This is a genomic window from Providencia sp. PROV174, assembly GCF_028480685.1.
In the GTDB taxonomy this organism is placed as follows: Bacteria; Pseudomonadota; Gammaproteobacteria; order Enterobacterales; family Enterobacteriaceae; genus Providencia; species Providencia rettgeri.
In genome coordinates this window covers 527,866-549,665 of the sequence record NZ_JAMPOT010000009.1, presented here as the reverse complement: position 1 = coordinate 549,665, position 21,800 = coordinate 527,866, and the positions used below count along the sequence as shown (strand labels likewise).

Below are 21,800 nucleotides of genomic sequence, written 5' to 3'. Positions count from 1 at the left end.
CTATGCAAAAATATAGCTATTATCTGTTATAATTCCTGCCTTAACTGTCGCTTGGCATTGTATGTGATAAGTACAATGTAATGTGAGAATATTTCTGGTTAGCATTAATTTTCTCAGTATCAGGATGTAATCAACCATTTTACGTTTTTTCGCGACAAATTGGCTCATAAACCGCTTTAAATAATAGATGATAGGCAACCGGATAGCACATGGCAGACCGCAACTTTGATGATATTGTCGATAAATTTGCAAAAAATATCTACGGAACGACAAAAGGAAAAATACGAGAAGCGGTAGTTTGGCAAGATTTAACTCAATTATTGTGCAGCCAATTTGAGGATAAAACCCTAAAAATACTTGATGCAGGCGGTGGTGAAGGGCATTTTTCACGCAAACTTGCCGAAATGGGGCATCAAGTGATACTTTGCGATTTATCCGAAGAGATGTTGGAGCGTGCCAGTGAACTCGCCAAGAAACAAGGCATAAGCGATAACATGCGTTTTATTCATTGTGCAGTGCAAGACATAGCTCAGTATGTTGATGAACCAGTCGACCTTGTTTTATTTCATGCAGTACTTGAATGGATTAGCGATCAAAAATATGCAATTGAACAACTGGTAGATATAATTAGACCTGAAGGCGTATTTTCTGTCATGTTCTATAATGCAAATGGCTTGGTGATGCGTAACGCAATTTTGGGAAATTTTCATCTTGCAACGCCACATATTCAACGTCGTCGTAAACGCTCGTTATCACCACAAAACCCGCTTTTTCCTCATCAAGTTGATACTTGGTTGGAGGAGTGTAATATGCAAATCATCGGTAAAAGTGGTGTTAGGGTATTCCATGACTATTTACAAAGTCGGCAGTTACAGCAAAAAGATTTTCCGGCATTGTTGGCATTAGAACAGCAGTATTGCCGTGAAGAACCCTATATTAGCATGGGGCGTTATATTCATGTCATGGCACGCAAACAAATACAAAAGGACGATTTATGAGTGATTTTTCCCAGACCGTCCCTGAACTTGTGTCTTGGGCACGAAAAAATGATTTTTCAATTTCACTTCCTGCTGAACGTTTAGCATTTTTGCTGGCGGTAGCGGTATTAAACAGTGAAAGAGTCAATGGTGAAATGAGTGAAGGGGAGCTGATTGATGCCTTTCGTGAGGTTTGCAAAGGGTTTGAACAGACGACTGAATCTTTGGCGGTAAGAGCCAATAATGCTATCAATGATATGGTTCGCCAGAAGATATTTAACCGTTTTGCTAGTGACCTTGTTGAAGGTAATGCAATTTACCGTCTAACCCCTTTGGGGATTGGTATCAGCGATTATTATATTCGTCAGCGAGAATTCTCAACATTAAGACTTTCCATGCAGCTTTCTATTGTTGCAGGAGAACTACAACGTGCCGCTGAAGCCGCTGAGGAAGGGGGGGATGAATTTTATTGGCACCGTTATGTATTTGCTCCACTAAAATATTCAGTTGCTGAAATTTTTGACAGTATTGATTTATCGCAACGCATTATGGATGAACAACAAAATTCAGTAAAAGAAGATATTGCGGCATTATTAAATCAAGACTGGCAGGCGGCTATCGCTAACTGTGAGCAATTATTGTCAGAAACATCAGGTACATTGCGCGAATTGCAAGACACCTTAGAAGCCGCAGGGGATAAACTGCAAGCGAATTTATTACGTATCCAAGAAGCCAATATGAATGCGCTGGTGTTCTCGGACTTAGTGGATAGGCTTATTTTTGATCTGCAAAATAAATTAGACCGTATCGTTAGCTGGGGTCAACAATCTATCGATTTATGGATTGGTTATGATCGTCATGTTCATAAGTTTATCCGTACGGCCATCGATATGGATAAAAATAGAATTTTTTCTCAGCGGTTACGTCAATCCGTTCAGCATTACCTTGATAGCCCTTGGGCGCTCACTTACGCCAATGCGGATCGATTATTCGATATGCGTGATGAAGAGCTCGCGTTGCATGATGAAGAAGTCACGGGTGAATTACCTCCAGAGCTTGAATTTGAAGAGTTTAGTGAATTAAATGACCAGCTTGCAGAGCTAATGGAAATTGAGTTAGCCATTTATAAAATCGAGCAGCGGCCACTCGATGTGGGCCGTGTGTTGCATGACTACTTACTGCAATATCCACAAAAACGTCATTTTGATGTTGCTCGAATTATTATCGACCAAGCTGTTAAATTAGGTATCGCAGAGGCTGATTTGGCGGGATTACCGGCAGAATGGCAAGCTATTAATGATCACGGAGCCAAGGTACAGGCACATGTCATCGACAAATATTGAACAATTTATGCCAGTTAAACTGGCTCAAGCATTAGCTAACCCGATTTTTCCAGAGCTAGACAGCCAATTGCGTTCAGGTCGCCATATTAGTGTTGATGACCTCGATAACCACGCATTTTTAATGGATTTTCAGGAAGCATTAGAGCAATTTTATGCACGATATAACGTAGAGCTAATTCGCGCCCCTGAAGGTTTCTTCTATTTACGTCCGCGCTCAACAACCTTAATACCTCGCTCCGTGTTATCTGAATTAGATATGATGGTCGGCAAAATTCTTTGTTATCTCTATCTCAGCCCTGAACGCTTGAGTAACCAAGGTATTTTTACCTCACAAGAGTTATTTGAAGAATTGTTATCATTAGCGGATGAAAGCAAATTACTTAAATTTGTTAATCAACGTTCGACAGGTTCTGACCTAGATAAACAAAAATTGCAGGAAAAATTAAGAACATCACTTAATCGCTTACGCCGTTTGGGAATGGTGCATTTCCTGCAAAATGATTCGAGTAAATTTATTATTAGTGAATCTGTATTCCGTTTTGGTGCCGATGTGCGCAGTGGTGATAATCCACAAGATGCGCAGTTACGGATGATCCGTGATGGTGAAGCTATCTCTCTTGACGGTGAATTATCACTAAAAGACAGTGATGAAGAGGATGGCGAAGAGAGTCAAGAACCGGCAGAAAGTGATGAGGATGAAGAATAATGATTGAACGCGGAAAATTTCGCTCACTGACGCTGGTGAATTGGAACGGTTTTTTTGCCCGAACTTTTGACCTTGATGAATTAGTGACTACGTTATCGGGTGGTAATGGTGCTGGCAAATCAACCACAATGGCGGCGTTTATTACCGCGATGATCCCCGATTTAACCTTACTTCACTTCCGTAACACAACGGAAGCTGGTGCGACATCAGGTTCGCGTGATAAAGGCTTGCATGGGAAATTACGCCCTGGGGTCTGCTACGCTATTTTGGATGTATTAAACTCGAAGCATCAGCGTGTTATGGTGGGAGTGCGTTTACAGCAAGTCGCTGGGCGCGATAAAAAAGTCGATATCAAGCCATTTATGGTTCAAGGTATTCCTTTAGCGACTGTGCCGACAGAAATATTGACTGAAGTGATTGATGGGCGCCAAGCCAAAGTCATTCCACTGAATGAACTCAAAGAACGCCTTGAGCAACAAGACGGGATCTTATTCAAGCAGTTTAACTCGATAACAGACTATCATTCGGTTTTATTTGAATTAGGGGTTTTACCTAAACGCTTACGCTCCGCGAGTGATCGAAGCAAATATTATCGACTAATTGAAGCATCACTATATGGCGGTATTTCTAGCGCAATCACCCGCTCATTACGTGATTATTTATTGCCAGAAAACAGTGGGGTACGTAAAGCATTCCAAGATATGGAAGCGGCTTTGCGTGAAAACCGTTTAACATTAGAAGCCATTCGTGTAACGCAATCTGACCGCGACTTATTCAAACATTTGATTAGCCAGGCGACTGATTATGTTTCTGCGGATTATATGCGCCATTCCAATGAAAGACGGATTCACCTTGATGCAGCACTGGCTGCGCGCAATGAGTTATTAGCCAGCCGTAAACAATTGCGAATTGAACAAATCCGCAGTGTCGAAATGGCGCGTGAGTTGAATGAGCAGAATGGAGCTTCTACAGAATTAGAAGCGGACTACCAAGCAGCCAGTGACCATTTGAATTTAGTGCAAGCCGCACTGCGTCAGCAAGAGAAGATAGATCGATATCAGGCGGATATCGAAGAGCTGACTTATCGCCTTGAAGAACAAAGTGAAGTCGTTGCTGAAGCGACTGAAACTCAAGATGAGTATGAGGCACGAGCTGAAGCCGCTGAAATTGAAGTTGATGAACTAAAAAACCAACTCGCCGATTACCAACAAGCGTTGGATGTACAACAAACACGTGCTATTCAGTACCAACAAGCGTTGCATGCTTTAACGCGTGCTCGTGAATTATGCCAACTTTCTGAATTATCCATTGATAATGCAGATGAATGGTTAGATACCTTCGAAGCGCGTGAGCAACAAGCAACTCAAGCATTATTAGCGCTTGAGCAAAAAATGAGTGTGGCGGATGCCGCACATAGCCAATTTGAGCAAGCCTATCAATTAGTTAAAAGTATGGTAGGTGACGTGAGCCGCAGTGATGCATACCAACAAGCGCGGGCGTTATTGCGTGATTGGTCATCTCAACAGCATTTAGCAGAGCGAGTGCAACCGTTACGTATGCAACTCTCTGAATTACAACAGCGTTTGAATAGCCAGCAAAATGCAGAACGTATGTTGGCAGAATTTTGTAAACGTCATGGGCAAAGCTATGAGCCAGATGAGCTTGACGCATTAATGGCTGAGCTGGAAGCACAACAAGAGGAACTTAGTGTTGGTGTGAATGAGAGTGGCGAAAGACGGATGCAAATGCGCCAAGAATTGGAACAAATTCGCCAGCGTATTAGCCAACTTTCATCTAAAGCTCCCGCATGGATTATGGCTCAAGAAGCTCTGACACAGCTTAATGAGCAATCCCATGAAACGTTTGAGTCAAGTACTGCAGTGACTGAATTTATGCAGCAACTCCTCGAACAAGAAAGGGAAATAACGGTTGAACGAGATGAAGTTGCTGCGCAACGTAAAGATCTCGAAAAGCAAATAGAGCGGCTAAGCCAGCCAAGCGGTGCTGAAGATGGCCGCATGTTAGCGTTGGCAGAGCGCTTTAATGGTGTTTTGTTATCTGAAATTTATGATGATATTACCATCGAAGATGCGGCTTATTTTTCTGCATTATATGGCCCAGCTCGTCATGGTATTGTGGTTCAAGACTTATCTGTGGTTCGTAGCCAGCTAGAAACATTACAAGATTGCCCTGATGATGTTTATTTTATCGAAGGGGATCCTCAATCGTTCGATGACAGCGTTTTTGATGCGCAAGAATTTGAAAGTGCGGTATTAGTCCGTTCGTCTGAGCGTCAATGGCGTTACTCTCGTTATCCTGAATTGCCTTTGTTTGGTCGTGCAGCTCGTGAAAGTCATTTAGAGTCATTAACTGCTGAGCGTGATGAGTTGGCTGAGCGTTATGCGAATTTATCATTTGACGTACAGAAAATTCAGCGTTCACACCAAGCATTCAGTCGGTTTATTGGTCAACATATTTCGGTGGCCTTTGAAGATGATCCTGAAGCTGAAATTCGTACGCTTAATCAGAAACGTTCGGAAATTGAACGTGCTTTGGCACAGTTTGAAGAGCAAACTCAGCAACAACGTCAACAATTTGCACAAGGCAAAGAAAGCCTTGCTGCTCTTAATCGCTTATTACCTCAGATGGGGTTATTACTCGATGAAACATTGGTGGACAGAGTCGAAGAGATAAGCGAAGAGCTAACGGAAGCGGAAGAAGCCGCACATTTTCTGAATAAACATGGTCATGCGTTAGAAAAATTAGAACCGATTGTGACAGTATTGCTCAGTGACCCTGAACAACACGAGCAATTACGCAAAGATTATGAGTCAGCAAAACACAGCCAACAAAATGCTAAACAGCAAGCTTTTGCATTAGTCGAAGTCGTTCAGCGCCGTGCTCACTTTAGTTACAGTGATTCAACGGGGATGGTGAATGAAAATGCGGACTTGAATGAAAAACTACGCCAGCGTCTAGAGCAGGCAGAAACTGAACGTACACGTGCTCGTGAACAATTGCGTCAGCACCAAGCACAAAGTGCACAGTTCCATCAAGTTCTCGCTTCGTTACGCAGTTCTTTCGATACCAAACAAGAGATGTTGAAAGAACTCGAAGTTGAAATGCAAGAAATTGGCGTAAAAGCGGATCCTGATGCTCAAGAACGTGCTCGAATTCGACGTGATGAACTGCACCAGCGAGTCATGGAAAATCGTAGTCGTATTAACCAGTTAGAAAAACAGCTGACGTTATGTGAAGCTGAAATGGATAACTTACAAAAGCGTCTTCGTAAGTTAGAAAAAGACTACTATATGCTGCGTGAGCAGGTAGTGACAGCAAAAGCCGGTTGGTGTGCGGTCATGCGCTTGGTGAAAGACAATGGCGTTGAGCGTCGTCTACATCGCCGTGAGCTGGCCTATACTGACGGTGATAGCTTACGTTCGATGTCGGATAAAGCCTTGGGTGCGCTGCGTTTAGCGGTTGCGGATAACGAGCATTTACGTGATGTATTGCGTTTATCTGAAGACCCAAAACACCCAGAGCGGAAGATAAACTTCTTTATCGCGGTATACCAACACCTACGTGAACGTATTCGCCAAGATATTATTCGTACAGATGACCCGATTGATGCAATCGAGCAAATGGAAATTGAACTGGCGCGTTTAACAGAAGAGCTAACAGCGCGTGAGCAAAAATTGGCGATCAGTTCAAAAAGTGTGGCAAATATTATTCGCAAAACCATTCAGCGCGAGCAAAATCGTATTCGTATGCTAAACCAAGGGCTGCAAGCGGTAGCGTTTGGCCAGGTTAAAGGGGTTCGCCTCAATGTGAATATTCGAGAAAGTCATGCGTTGTTACTCAGTGTGCTTTCTGAAGAAAGTGAAATGCATCAAGACTTGTTCACCAGCCAACGGTTAACATTCTCTGAAGCGATGGCGAAATTGTATCAACGCCTTAACCCACAAGTGGATGTTGGGCAGCGGTTGCCACAAACGATAGGTGAAGAATTACTTGATTACCGTAATTACTTAGAGTTAGACGTCGAGGTGAACAGAGGTTCAGATGGCTGGCTAAAAGCAGAAAGTGGCGCGTTATCAACGGGTGAAGCGATTGGTACTGGGATGTCGATCTTAGTGATGGTGGTACAGAGCTGGGAAGAGGAGTCTCGTCGTTTACGTGCGAAAGATATTATTCCTTGTCGTTTATTATTCTTAGATGAAGCTGCGCGATTAGATGCTAAATCTATTGCGACATTATTTGAGCTGTGCGATAGGCTTGAAATGCAATTGATTATTGCCGCACCAGAAAACATTAGCCCAGAGAAAGGCACGACGTATAAATTAGTTCGTAAAGTAATTGGTACACATGAGCATGTGCATGTTGTTGGTTTAAAAGGGTTTGGACAAGAAAACCCGAATGTACAAGCACTCTCATTGCAGCAATAATTTTTGTGAATAAAATGAAAGCCGGTATTTAGGAATGAATATCGGCTTTTTTATATTTAACAAATAACATAAAAGCGGTTTCACAGGAGTATTAATTAATTTGAATAAAACCCGATTTTTAAAATATATTATCCCATGATAAAAACCACTTTTTTTATATGGAATTAAGTGGTGAAGAAAACGTTGGGTAAAGCTTTTAATTAAAATAAAATTCATCTATGTTTAAAGCACTAATAAATTTTTGAACTCCTCATGATGAAAATAATTCTTTTTCTCACTAATCGTTAACGTAACTGCATATAATCTGAAAAAAGGAAAATTAGTCTATTCCTATAACATTACTGCTAAAATTAAATACAATAAAATTGTAATTATAATAAAAAAATTGTTATCCATGTAGTAAATTAAGGTGGATGTATGGCGAAGAGAAGAGTGCGAGCTCTGCAAGTCTCAGTAATATGCGGGTTGATGGCGTTACAATTTCCTGCATTTTCAAACGAAGAAAATACGCAACAAAGTGTTTCTGAAGTTCAAACGGTAGCTTCAGTTACACCAACAGAAAGTTTAGCCAAAATAACACAGTCGCTTCCTGCGGATGTGAAACCCATTTTTTCTACGCAATTAGCAAAACTATATGCTGATAGGCAAATGCAGCTATTGTGGCAAGATGAAACAGCAATTAGCCAATTTCAACAGCAATTGGCCGAATTATCTCTTGCTGGGGTTCAGCCACAATTCGGGGAATGGTTGGCGATATTGGAAAATAACCAATTAAATGAGTTGGGCCGTGACGTTATTTTATCTGATGCCATGCTTGGATATTTACAGTATTTATCTTCGATAGAAGCGAGTGGGCAGTACTGGCTATATACAAATCGGCCATATAAAATTATTGCACCCACGACGGCTCAAATGAAACCATGGCTTGAGGCAGTTGAGTCTAATAACCTAAGTAATTGGGTAAAATCACAGGCACCAAATCATCCAATGTATTTGCCTATGCGCAAGGAAATGTTGAAGTTATTGGCGATGCCTGAAGATAATTTGGAAATGGTGGGAACAAAAACATTAAAGCCAGGACAGTCTAGCGATGATGTGGTTATTTTACGTCAAATTCTGCAACGTGAAGGGTTACTTGAAGGTGGAAGTGTAACCGAAGAAATTGAACCTCCAGAAACAATGGCTCAAATTGCAGAGCAGGCGGTTGAACAAACAGTCGAACCAACAGAAACACCTGTGAGCACTGTGTCAAAAGTATATGACCAAGAACTCGTCGACGCTGTAAAAAAATTCCAATTACAATATGGTTTAGAAGCCGATGGTGTGGTTGGAAAAGGTACACGTGTTTGGCTAAATATGCAGCCTAAGCAGAAAGCGGGTTTAATGGCGCTTAATATTCAGCGCTTACGTATTATTCCTGCAAGTAGTGGTACTGGGATTTTAGTTAATATTCCAGGTTACTCTTTAGATTTTTATTTAAATGATGAAGTAATATTAGATTCTAAAGTGATTGTTGGTCGTGCTGATCGCAAAACACCGATCATGAGCAGTGCGCTAAATAACGTGGTCATTAATCCGCCTTGGAGCGTGCCAACCAGTATGGCCCGTAAAGATATTGCACCGAAAGGAAAACAAGACCCAAGTTATTTTAGCCGTAAAGGATATACGGTTTATTCCGGATGGGGCGCTGATTCATATGAAATCAACCCATATTCTATTGACTGGGATAATATCACCCCAGCGAATTTCCCATATCGCATTCGACAAGCACCGGGCCCAACTAACTCATTAGGGCGCTACAAGTTTAATATGCCGAGTTCAGATGCGATTTATTTACACGATACACCAAACCATAGTTTATTTAATCGTAATGCACGTGCAATAAGCTCTGGATGTGTGCGAGTGAATAAAGCAAGCGAATTAGCCAGTATTTTGTTAGGTGATGCCGGTTGGGAACAAAAACGAATTGATGGTGCATTGAAAGAAGGCTCAACACGGTATGTGAATATACCCGATAGGATCCCGGTTTTTCTGTACTATCAAACTGCTTGGGTAGATAAAGACCAGCAACCACAATATCGAGCCGATATTTATCAGTATGATAATTCCATTAATAATGCAGATAAATATTTGCCAATATTGAAAAAGGTTTTACACTAATCGTTTATTTAAAAGGGGAGTTTTTCTCCCCTTAAATATTTTAAATTAACTGTTTGAATATTCTTCGTCGTACATTTCCATTCAGCAAAACTCCACTAAAATCCGTTTTTATCCTGTTTATTCCGTTGTTTTATGGGTGTTCACTTATTACCATTGTATTCATCTTTGATAAAGGCAGCATAATTTGTGTTTTAAATTGCATGTTTCGAGCAGTTTGAGTGACAAAACTCTCTTTTTGACGAAAATTGCAATAAAATTCCTGTGAAGTATGCATATCTTTACATAATTATACATTAAAGCTAGGCATGATTTGCTAGACTCAATAGGTTGCCAAAATTTTATCGATTAATACTGAATTTATTAGAGTCTGAGCTATCACCTATGGATATAATTGATCAATCCCGCAGAAAGTGGTTAGGTATTGGGGCCGCAACGATTGGCCTTAGCTTATTACCAAGCCATGTATTTGCTGCAATGACGACCCCTCGACCACGTATTTTACGTTTTCAAAATATTAATACAGGCGAATCGTTAAAAACTGAATTTTTTGACGGGCGCCGTTACAATAAGTCTGAACTAGCACGTTTAAATCATTTTTTCCGTGACTATCGTTGTGACAAAGTGAAAACCATCGACCCTAAACTGTTTGACCAAATCTATTTATTACAAATGATGATGGGAACAAATAAACCTGTACAGCTGATTTCAGGTTACCGTTCCTTAGAAACAAATAACCAACTGCGCCGTAAGGGTTCAGGGGTAGCGAAAAAAAGCTATCATACTCGCGGGCAAGCAATGGATTTTCATATCGAAGGGTTACAATTGAGCAATATTCGCAAAGCTGCGCTGAAAATGAAGGCTGGTGGTGTTGGTTATTATCCTCGAAGCAATTTTATACATATTGATACAGGACCTGCAAGAACGTGGTAATCTGTGCATAGGTGACACAGATTACGGAGTAATTGCTCGATGAAATATACTATTATCCCAGTAACACCGTTTATGCAAAACTGCCAAGTTATTTGGGATGAAAATACGTTAGATGCAGTCGTTGTTGATCCCGGTGGAGAAGCAGAAAAATTAATTTCTGCTATTGAAAACCTTGGGTTGAAGTTAACTAAAATTCTGTTAACTCATGGACATTCTGATCATATAGGTGCATCAGCTATTCTTTCTAAGCATTTTTCAGTGCCTATTTATGGCCCACAAAAAGAAGACGCTTTTTGGATTGAAAACCTCGCAGAGCAAAATGCGATGTTTTACATAGGTGAATGCCCTGATTTTACGCCAGATTACTGGTTAGAAGAAGGGGATAAAGTAACTTGTGGCAATATTACATTCGATGTATTGCATTGTCCTGGTCATACCCCTGGGCATATTATTTTTGTGAATCACGCTGATAAATTAATTTCAATGGGTGATGTATTGTTTAAAGGGGGAGTCGGGCGAAGTGATTTTCCACGTGGTAACCATCAAGACTTAATTTCCTCTATTAAAAACAAAGTATTGCCTCTTGGCGATGATTTTGAATTTATTCCAGGGCATGGCCCAATGTCTAATCTCGGTTTTGAGCGAAAAACAAACCCTTTCTTGCAAGATGAACAGCCTATCTGGTAATCGTCAAAAAGTTACGATATCTACTTAATGCAATACCCTATAAATAGGGCATTGCATTTTTTTACCTAAACTCAAATTATTAATAGTTTAATAATATATATATTCAGATTATATTTAAATAAATATAATTGAAATTCATCTTACTTTTATTGTTAAATGTAGATAATTAATGTTTATTTTGATATTTTAAATTGGCTTGGAACTTAATTAAGTATTTATATTACCAATCTTAATTTATATTTAATTTTTCATATATGAACTTTTCAGTTTATATTTTCTATTTATCATGTGTATAATTTAATAAGGATATTTTAAAAATGTATAATGGAAACGTAGATTTCAATCAAAGTCAGTTTTTTGATTACTCAAATGATATAAAAAACCATCATTTTTTTGTAAAAATGATGACGGAAAACGGAATTAATTATTCACTTTCACCTGGTTATTGCTATGGATTAACTAATGAATATCTACTTTATATGATAAACGATAAAGGTGAAGAATATATAAAACAATTGAATTTTTTATATAATATAGCGAATAGCTATGAAAATAGTTCAACATCATTAGAACAGATAAAACATGAAGCATTAAAAAAACATGCGCAAGTACTATTAAATGAACTGATGAGTGATGTTATTAAAGTGCAATCAACATATCAAAAATTAGTTATTAATGCTAATTACTTTAGTGAGTTAGAATATACTAAAATCACTAATGAAAGCTTTCTTAATTATATAAATAAAACGATTGAAGAAAATTATCAATCACAAAAAAATAGTTATGGTAAAGATGTGATTCATTATACCTATTTATATGAATTGCAAAAAATAAAGTTAAAGAAATATGGAGAAGCGCTTTTTGCTAACAAAAGCTTTTTTGCTAGCCCAAAGGGAAAATTAATACTTACTGATCCATTATATATAAAATTGAGAAAACAATTTTCAGCACAGTTATCTAGCTTAGGAGAAAAATATACAATTGATGACACTAAATTTTTTATTAATATTTTAACTGAAGATATCCAGAGAGATAACTATTTAAAATTAGAATCTCATAACTATAGGAAAGGTGCTAGCTTAGACACTAAAAATAATAACTATACAGAACATTTAGTTAGTAATGATACATTAAATAATTTTAAGAAAAAATTAATTCTACACACACAAAAAAGCCACGATTCATTTTTGGTTAAATTTTGCTCAGCTAGGCATGCAATGGCAGTATCTGCCATTTATAGTAAGTATAGTAAGTCATGGAACTATACTTTTTTCGACCCTAATAGCGGAGTAGTAAAGTTTAATAACCAAGAAAATTTTATCAACCATATTGATTTTTATGTAAAAATGAATGCACAGCAATATGGGTTTAAACCATTAAAAGGAAATGATTATGAAATAAAAATTTTCGAATTAAAAGAAAATAATAATTATAAAAGAGACAAAATACTTAAAGAATTAAATGCTAAGGATATTAAGGCTACGGAGAATGATATTTTATCTGCTAGAAAAGCAAGCTTTATGGATAAGTTTTCTGGTGTTAATATTATGTATAAAAGTTTTAGTCCTGAACGTAATCTTGTAAAGATTAAAGTAACCTTAGATAAGAAATCGTTTTATTTGTATTCTAATATACTAGATTTTTCAGACTTACAAGATAAGGTGAAAAATAATGCAAAAGCATTATTTGAATTAAAAAGTAATTTTTTCATTAGTGATGGAAAATATAATGTGTATTCTTTAAGTAGTAAAGTGGATATGGATAAATTCAATGTGGAAAGCATTGATAATGTACTGGAGCAAAAAGGAAAACAGCTAAAAAATATCCAATTAAATAAGGAATTAAACTATAAAAGTATAAATTTACAATTGAAACCAATAATGAATGATAGTTTGCTACCAAAGATAGGTTTCTCTGATATCCATCAAGAAGCTATTATCAGAGTTGCGAATAAGAATAATATTATTATTGGTTTTCGCCCTATTGATACAAAGTCAACAAGCTTGATTAATTCAGGTGTGTACAGTAGTAAAGGGCTTTTAATTAAGGGGAAAAGTGCTGATTGGGGGCCTCATAGTGGTTTTATTCCGATACAACAACAGTACGCTAAAAAATCTGCACGTATAGAATTTGAAAAGTATAACTCTTATATTCAGCAATCAATTGAAGAAAATAAAGCTTTAGCTATTACGTTAGAAATTACACAAGAACGTGTTAATGAATTAATTGAATATAAAGCTATTTCACCTTTAAAGAAACAACGAGGGGAGGGGTATAGTAGAACTACATCAATTGTTGATGGCCAAGAGACAGTATTTATGCTAAAAAAAATAAAACAAGGTAAAATTTATGTATGGCAAGTTTATTATCAGGATGGGAATGAAATTAAGCCATTTCAAGTTATGAGTGATCCTAAGACGGGTAAAGCAATAATAGCAGATTATGATATGTTTAGTATTATTTTCCCAGTGTCACAATTAGAAGATTACATTAAAGTCACAGAGATGCCAACATGGAAGGAATGGAAAGCAGGGGTTGTCTATGAAGAATTAACACCAAAACAAAAAAAAGCCTATGATAGCGAGGTGGAATATAACAGACTAGAAGGTAAAGATAATGGTATTATCAATAAAAAAATAAAAGAAATTAAAAATGATATCAACCGTGAATTAGGACGTGCTGATGGCTTTGAGTTGGTTCATCATGGGGCTGATGATGCTAATCCTGTAAGTACACTTAAAGATAATTTTCCTATTACTTTCTTTTTACCTGATAAGTTAAAAGGAAAAAATGCGCTATTAGGTAGCTCTCAATCTATTGATACTTATTTTCCGATGAATAAAAATGGAGCAATAGTTATTCGAGATATAGAACAACTATCAAATTTTCAGCAGCTATTAATTAACCAAGGGTATCGAGCCCCGATCAATAAAAATTGGCGTGAAGGAGAAAATTCAGAATATTTTAATCCCAAAAGAAAATTGTCAGAAAGCTATTTGATTGCATATAATGAAATTCAACGAAAGAAAAGCCTAATTGCTGATGATATAGATAAAAATATTGAGAAGAAACTAGGTAAAGCAATCTTACAATTAGATACGGATTTTGAAAATATTAATGTTTATGATATTCATAATAATATGGATTTATCTGGAGAAAAATCAGTAAGCATTAAATATATCAATGATTGGTTTAACCCGTTAATAATATATAGAGAATGGGAGTCTCAATCAAATGGGCCTGTTTCGATAAGAAATACGGGTGAATATGATTATAATGTTATTATTCAAATTGCGGGTGACCAAGTATCGGCCAAGGCAGTTGCCGGTGCTTTTTCTAAACACCCAGATAAATCAATGATTATTCAATATGACATAACTAGTCGGCAATATCATATTTTGCATGGTGATGTTGAAAAATTGAACACAGGAAAAATTCGTTGGTTGACTGTGGGACATGGTATATATAACGGTAATAATCAACCTACATCCTATATGTACTATAATTCACAGCAGTTTGCAGATGGGTTAGATTATTTAAAAAGTAATGTATTAAATAATAGAAAACCAGACAAATTAGTGTTGATGGGATGTAATCTAGGGGCTGGAGGGGTGAGTGAAAATTTTACAATTAAAGCTGTCAATGCTCTTGCGAAATATGGTATGGATATGCCGATTGTGGCATATAATAGGCCTATTAGTAATAATTTTTCTGGAGTTAAATATGTTATTGACGGTAATTATTTACTTGATATAAAAAAACATAAATTTATTTATCAGTATAATAGTAATACTAAAATAGTAACAATTAATGATCAGCCAGCGGTGTTGTATTTTATTAATGAGCTTCGTCGTGGAGAAATTAAACTTTACCAACTTAGTAGCAATATTGAACCAAATCCTATAGCGATATTTCACTCACCAGAAAATAAAAAGCTGGATTTTGATTTAGTTAGAAAGGTGGCTTATAACCCAAATGCTTATCAACTTTTTGTTGATGAGTTGGTTCGTAATAACGGGACATTACCTGAGCATTTCTACGCTGACTTTTCTGCGAAGCTAAATGATATCGGCATTATATCCGTACCTAGATGGGAAATGGTGGATGGAAAGCGGATTAGTACGCTAAGCCTAAAAAATAGAAAGAGTCATACGTCAGATGTTGCTGTCATTGTTCGTTTTATTAGTGATACGAAAGGGCGTGATTTAGCCGAAGCTCTTGCAGCTAAAAACCCGAAAAATACAATTATTTTTCAAGTTGATGTAGACTCTAAAAAATGGGTGTTGGAATATGGAGAGCCTGAAAATTTTGAATCTATAACAGGAAAAAAACAAGTAAAATGGGTTCTTATTGGTGATTCAAAAGTAATCGATAATGCGAATGATGATATAGCCGCTGGCCTTGTTGCTATTAAGAAGAAATATCCATTAACAGCATCAACGGATATGCTATTTCATTCTATTAGTCCTCCAGATACGACTAGTTACGCTCAATATATAAAGTTTACCACGGAATTATCTTCAAAGCTTAAACTGTATGATTTTGATATTGAGGTTAAATCTAGCAACATTAAATATACAATGGTGCCAAAGTTACCTAGTAACTCTCAATTAGGTTCACCTGTAACGGAATTAAATCAAACAACTCGTCAACAACTGAAGTTGTTACTTGAAAAAATCGCATTAAAGCAGATTAAAATTAGTGAAATACATCTAGCAGAACATCCTTATTTAGCACAGTATTTTATTGATGCCGATGGCCAATTTAGTACAAAAAAAATACAAATAGCGCTCTATGATCCATTAATTAGTCCTAGAGTATATGAATATTTGAATAGTGATGTCATAGAAAATAAAGTCTATTGGAATAGCTTATTTGAAACTAAATTATCTTCATCTTTGCAAAAACAAGCTTTAGATAGCCAAGCTATTTTACGGGCGATATATCATGATCCTCATGTATTAAATAATTTAAGCGAACAGTCTAAGCAACAATTAAAAATGTTATTTCCAATAACAAATGAGTTTGATCGCGGAAAAGTATTGATGGTTACAACAGATTCAAATGCATTCACTTTAATTGATGATAATTTAACGACTTTTAGTCGGCTTAGTTCAGATAATTTTGTTGGTGAAAATGCGCCGCTTAAAGATCTCTCATTGGCCCAAGCATTACAGAAATATCATATAGATCAACAGTTACGACAGCAACAATTTAGCCAATTACATAAACAAGCATGTAATCGCCCTGAAGGTGTGCAAATCAACATGATTCATCATGGTTGGTTACGCCAAAATGGATACTCAAAGCACTTCGATCAGAAATTAGGGCTTCTTTTTGGTCTTGAATTCCAGGTAGGGGATTCTATTTCAACACGTAATTTGATTGAGCGAAAAGCAGAACTAGAGCAAAAGTATCAACAAGGAATATTATCGGAAAGTGAAGCTGAATTACTCAAACAAATTCAAAATTATTCAACTGAAATTGAAAATAATTTAGCTAAAAGCGGAATAACTATCTCAGACCAATCCATATTGGATGTTTTTTCACCATGCAATACGGATAACCATCCTAAGCAGAATACTCTGTTGTTGATTAAAAGTGGATTAGTTACGTTTACGGTAAGTTGTACCATGCGTAATGGTCTATATGAATATAGTCTATTTGACCCTAATGGTTTTCAACTGAGTGTTAAACATGCTGTACCACAACAGGCCAAACATGCATTTTACCAATTAGTAAAAAACTATTTTAGTGAAGAGATTACCTTGCCTGATGGAATAAAAATAAGTCGTGGTCAGCATTCAGGTTTGACTATTGAGGATGGTAACCAACTGAGAGCGGATCTTCAATATATCGATTTCAATGATGTTGAAACCTATAAATCATCACAGGATCATATTACGGTAAGAGAGAATATCATTAAACATATTGATTTCGCTGGCGCTAAGAATAGCTGGGTTAGCTTTAATGATGAAAAAATTCCATTAATGAAATTACAAAACTTGGGGGTTACGATCGATGGTAAGCCTATCAACATAACGCATACTCAACAACCAGGCTGGCACAAAAAAGTACGCTTTAATTCGGAAAAACTAGCCGTAGAACTAACTATGATGGATGGTAAAGATACCGATCTTGTTTTGCTAAAAATACTTCGCAGGCAATTAAATACCCCAGATAATATTCAAATAACGGATGGCGATGCCAGCTTTACAGATAACACAATTCTGAAAAAACAATTGAATTATCTTACTAAGAAGAATGTCGATTTTGATAATCCAGAATTTACAGCAAAAATAATAGAAAATTTGCATGCTGCGGGAACAAAGTTATCGCGTTTTGAACGCTTTTCAAACCGATTCGGTCAAGTTATGGGGGGCGTAGGTATTATGCAGTCCATCGCTAATATCTATACTATTTTGTCTAAATTAGAAAATCCTGATCTTTCGGAAGCAGAGTATGCTGAATTAGAAAAACAATTTTACCTGACATGCGGTAATGCATTTTTTAATTACGGTGATATGGTGTTACAACCAGTTTTATTGAAAATTGCAGCTAAGTATGGTGCTTCATCCCTTGTTCGTAGCCGATTAGCTTCTGGTACTGTTGTTGTTTTTAATTTAGTTGGGATGGGATTAGATGCCTATCAAGCTTATGAATGTTTATCTAAATTGGAAACCACCACTGATCCTAAGCAGCGGCAGGATTTGATTGTTAGCGCTTTTTTTACTTGTGTGAGTATAGGAATTAGTGCTGCAACTACGATAGCTATATTGGCGTCCTCAGCTACAATTCCAGCGGTAGGACTTTTTGCTGGAGGTCTTTTAATTTTACGAAGTTGGGTAGATAGCGCTAAACGTCATATTGATAGTATTAAATCAGAAATTGAGATTAGTTGGAGCCGTGAGTTAGAAGAGGGTATACGCGGAGCCATTGGTTTAGAACCTACAGAACGTACTCAACAAGAAATAATTATTAAACGTTATATCGATTCGTTTAAAAAAATGGATTGGCAAAATGATTTATCGCATTTTGAACAAACCCTTGTTCAAGCTGGGTTTGATCATCATTTAAGTGTAGTTGAAAAGCCTATTTATAGGCAGACATATCGTTATTATTTAGTCGATACTGATGGAAATTACTTTGGTGGTGAGTTAGGGAGTGAGCGCATCAGTCCAGGATTTTATATTTCTAAATATATTAAACGAGGGGCGCCTTCATTTACTTCACAAGAAGCTGATTTCCTATTGAGAAGATATATCCTTATGGCAAATGGTATTGCTCATAGAGCAGTAGAAGATAAAATTTTTTATGAATATAGGAAAGTGCAAAAAGATACTTTTGATTTGGAGCGTAATGGTAGTCAACCTACAAATGAGTACTATGGATTTAATGCTGATTATCACGACCCACTATTTACTCAATTTAAAACCAGACATGGTATTCAAGATAGCCAATTTACATTACCTATTGAAGAACAATTGAATACTTCGGATGCTGAGCAGCTGAACTTTTATTCAACAAAAACCAAATTTGGCGTACATGGGCAAATGATTTTTAGTGGTAACTATCAGCGCTATAGTGAACACTTCGTAAATAACATACCACAGATCAGCCTTTATTTAAATGACCTACAAAACCGAGGTTCTAGCTTTAATACGGCTAATGGTAACGATATTATTATTGGAAAGAAAAACCAAATGAATGCTTTTCAAGTTTTATCTGGAGAAAAGTATTTTGCGGGAGGAAATAAAAATGATTATTTCTATTTAAGAGATGGTAATTTAGATTCATTAGATTCAAATGACAACAATAGGCCGAATAAATATTTAGATGGTCAATCTGGTAATGATACGTTAATTATTGATAATTTACCTAGAAATTATCAAGTAAGGGTGGATTTAAAACATAATGAAGTTAACTATCATTCTATAATTGAGTCAAAGTTATTGAAAATAGCACATATTAAAAATATTGAAAATATTATTTTGCGTGATAATACGAATGATGTGGTTAAGGGTGACGATAATAATAATATTATTGATGGTGGAGCAGGTATTGATAAATTATATGGCTATGATGGCGCAGATAAGCTTATTTTGACTCAAGGTTATGCGAATGGTGGAAATGGGCATGATAGTTACCAAATAAGGCGATACGAATGGTTATTAAATACTGATGATTTATATCGTGTTAATTGGCGATTTAATAATAAAACTAAGAGGGTCGATAAACGCTCATCGATTAATCCAATTTATCATAAATCATATAAAGGTTACCATGGGACAGTTGTCATTGAGGAGTTCAGCCAATCACTAAGTATGGTCAATCTCGAATATAGTTTAAGTGAAATCACTGATGTTTATGTTGAGGGAGAGGATCTTTATCTACAAATACAACTATCTACATCGGAAATTAATGATTTATCTTTCCCCAATATTACGAGTCAAGTGACGGTTGTGTTAAAAAATGTCTATAAAAAAACCTCTATTGGACGTGAATTAAACCATGATTATAAATTAAGAACGCGTGATGGTTTTGTCTTAAATAGCCAATTAGCACCTTTAACCCAAGAACAGCCGGATGTTTTACGAGGTAAGTTATTTAATATTACTTACTTGCAAAACAATGATCAATTACTTGGCCAGAAAGACGTGGGCGTTTTATTTGATGAAACAAAAGATGAAATTACAATTAATAATACACGAACATACTCTTCCCCAGATTGGGGGATATTAAAGCCTTCAGGACATGCTAAAAATTTAACATACAAGGGTAATGATAGTAATAATATATTATCGCATATTGCGTCAGGAAATCGTATTAAAGTCAGTCTTGGTAATGATGTTTACCAAATAAACCAAGCTAATTACGAGAATGGAGAGGTCATATTTGATTTTTCAGATATAAAAGGGCGATATTCAAAAAAGGATAGAGTCATTATAATATTGCAAGCTGAAAATGGATATTCATTAAAAATAGATGAGCAAACGCTAATGGCCAAAGCTCGATTTGGTGATACAAAATTGGCTCTTCGTTTTGAAAATTTTGATGAAGATATGCGAGATGCTGTACTTATTCAAGATAAATACGGAAATTTATTTACTGTTAGCTTGCAAGAAAAAGGCAGTACAATAGTACCTGTAAAACCTGTTATAGAAAGCACAGATAATAATGATTTTATTGAATTGCCAACAGGTTACCTATCAGAGCAAAAAGTAATAAGTGGTAAATTAGGTAATGACATTATTTTGGACCGCAGCTTAACCAGTCATATATTAATAGGGGGAGGGGGAGATGACACTATCAAATCTATTGGTGGAAATAATGTGCTGTATGGTGGTTCAGGTGTGAATTTTATGAGTGGTGGGGATGGTAACGATTTTCTAATTTCTAGTTCTGGTTATGATTCATTAATGGGTGGTGTAGGGGATGACCATTATTTAATTGATGGAAGATTTGTTGGCCTGACCTATATTGATGATAATGAAGGGAAAAACCATGTTCATTTAGTTAACTTTAAAGGTCAGCCCATAGTTGAGAAGCTTGACGATGGTACGGTGTATTATTACTACATATCAGAATTTGGCAAAATTGCAAAAATAAAACAAAAAGTTACGGAAGGAGGAACAGAACCGACAGTTCATACTTATTCACAATTACCAGATAAATTCCGGTCAATGATAGAGAATGGGATGGAGCCTTTGGCTAACTATTTTGCAGATAAATTATTAGATGCGCAAAAATCAGGTGAATTGGAAACTTGGCAGCCAGCTAATGAGATGAGTGATAGTTTATTAGGTATTCCAAAACAATTACTGCTCACATCTGAAGATAACGGAATTAATCTATCACCTGACTATTCTAGAACCCATTGGTTAATTGACGCTAAAGAAGGTAACGATTCTATTATTGACCAAAGCCGACACGGGCGTGTTGTTAAAGGCGGTAAAGGGAACGATAAGCTGGTCACTTTTGGGGGTGAAAATGTATTATATGGCGGACAAGGTAATGATGTGTTGTACGGTGGTGAAAGGCAAGATATTTTAATTTCCATTGATGGTGCAGATCAGCTTGTTGGTGGAAAAGGAAATGATTTTTATCTTGTTAGTGGCCAGGGCAAAGGAAATGTGACGATTAGCGATTTTGAAGGGCGTAATCGGATTGTGCTAATTAATTTCAAACCAACAGATATTAGATATGAGGAAATTGCAGCTAATCTGGCTGTAACTACGTATCAATCTAAAAGTGGGCGGTTAGTGACTATTCATCATAATAACCATAGGATGTCGATGGCGAATGTGACCGAAGTGGTGTTTCATGATAGCACGAATGCTATGTGGAACGAACACACTGAGCAGACGGTGGATAGGCTAACTCAACTACTTGTAGAACAACGTTTTGAACATGAAAATACGTTTGATGATTCATCAAGCCCAGCTCATTTGAAAAACGCTTGGGGGGCAGTGCAATACACTGAACATTTTTTAAGCCATACGTGATAGCTGTGCTCTTAAAAAATTAACCGTAATCATAGATTGTTCATAAT

The 21,800-nt window shown here is 36.7% G+C and carries 8 protein-coding genes; all 8 read left to right on the top strand.

The annotated features are described in order from the left end of the window. Positions 1–209: 209 nt before the first annotated feature. Positions 210–998, top strand: coding sequence for a tRNA uridine 5-oxyacetic acid(34) methyltransferase CmoM (gene cmoM, locus PSE60_RS09945; protein ID WP_272665310.1), 789 nt, complete (start codon positions 210–212; stop codon positions 996–998). Next, positions 995–2,320 (top strand): chromosome partition protein MukF, encoded by a 1,326-nt coding sequence (mukF, locus tag PSE60_RS09940; RefSeq protein ID WP_272665309.1) that lies wholly within the window; start codon positions 995–997, stop codon positions 2,318–2,320. The genes cmoM and mukF overlap by 4 nt, the downstream gene beginning before the upstream one ends. Then, a complete protein-coding gene (mukE, locus tag PSE60_RS09935; protein WP_004256187.1) occupies positions 2,301–3,026 on the top strand; it encodes a chromosome partition protein MukE in 726 nt (241 codons plus the stop codon). Before mukF ends, mukE begins: the two co-directional genes overlap by 20 nt. Next, the gene (gene mukB / locus PSE60_RS09930) at positions 3,026–7,471 is read left to right on the top strand and encodes a chromosome partition protein MukB (protein WP_272665308.1); all 4,446 of its coding nucleotides are present in this window, start codon (positions 3,026–3,028) and stop codon (positions 7,469–7,471) included. The genes mukE and mukB overlap by 1 nt, the downstream gene beginning before the upstream one ends. Before the next feature lie 417 nt (positions 7,472–7,888). Continuing rightward, positions 7,889–9,631 (top strand): L,D-transpeptidase, encoded by a 1,743-nt coding sequence (gene ldtD, locus PSE60_RS09925; RefSeq protein WP_272665307.1) that lies wholly within the window; start codon positions 7,889–7,891, stop codon positions 9,629–9,631. 381 nt (positions 9,632–10,012) lie between these two features. After that, the gene (locus PSE60_RS09920; protein ID WP_210838436.1) at positions 10,013–10,561 is read left to right on the top strand and encodes a YcbK family protein; all 549 of its coding nucleotides are present in this window, start codon (positions 10,013–10,015) and stop codon (positions 10,559–10,561) included. 39 nt (positions 10,562–10,600) lie between these two features. Continuing rightward, positions 10,601–11,248, top strand: a complete 648-nt coding sequence (locus tag PSE60_RS09915) for an MBL fold metallo-hydrolase (RefSeq protein WP_210838438.1) — start codon at positions 10,601–10,603, stop codon at positions 11,246–11,248. A 317-nt stretch (positions 11,249–11,565) separates the two neighbouring features. Further along, complete coding sequence (locus PSE60_RS09910; RefSeq protein WP_272665306.1) at positions 11,566–21,753, top strand: anthrax toxin-like adenylyl cyclase domain-containing protein; 10,188 nt, start codon at positions 11,566–11,568, stop codon at positions 21,751–21,753. The last annotated feature ends 47 nt before the right edge of the window (positions 21,754–21,800 follow it).

What these genes read in the sequence shown, in the direction of transcription:
- cmoM (WP_272665310.1), top strand. Translation starts at nt 210, where the DNA reads ATGGCAGACCGCAACTTTGATGATATTGTCGATAAATTTGCAAAAAAT.
- mukF (WP_272665309.1), top strand. Translation starts at nt 995, where the DNA reads ATGAGTGATTTTTCCCAGACCGTCCCTGAACTTGTGTCTTGGGCACGA.
- mukE (WP_004256187.1), top strand. Translation starts at nt 2,301, where the DNA reads ATGTCATCGACAAATATTGAACAATTTATGCCAGTTAAACTGGCTCAA.
- mukB (WP_272665308.1), top strand. Translation starts at nt 3,026, where the DNA reads ATGATTGAACGCGGAAAATTTCGCTCACTGACGCTGGTGAATTGGAAC.
- ldtD (WP_272665307.1), top strand. Translation starts at nt 7,889, where the DNA reads ATGGCGAAGAGAAGAGTGCGAGCTCTGCAAGTCTCAGTAATATGCGGG.
- PSE60_RS09920 (WP_210838436.1), top strand. Translation starts at nt 10,013, where the DNA reads ATGGATATAATTGATCAATCCCGCAGAAAGTGGTTAGGTATTGGGGCC.
- PSE60_RS09915 (WP_210838438.1), top strand. Translation starts at nt 10,601, where the DNA reads ATGAAATATACTATTATCCCAGTAACACCGTTTATGCAAAACTGCCAA.
- PSE60_RS09910 (WP_272665306.1), top strand. Translation starts at nt 11,566, where the DNA reads ATGTATAATGGAAACGTAGATTTCAATCAAAGTCAGTTTTTTGATTAC.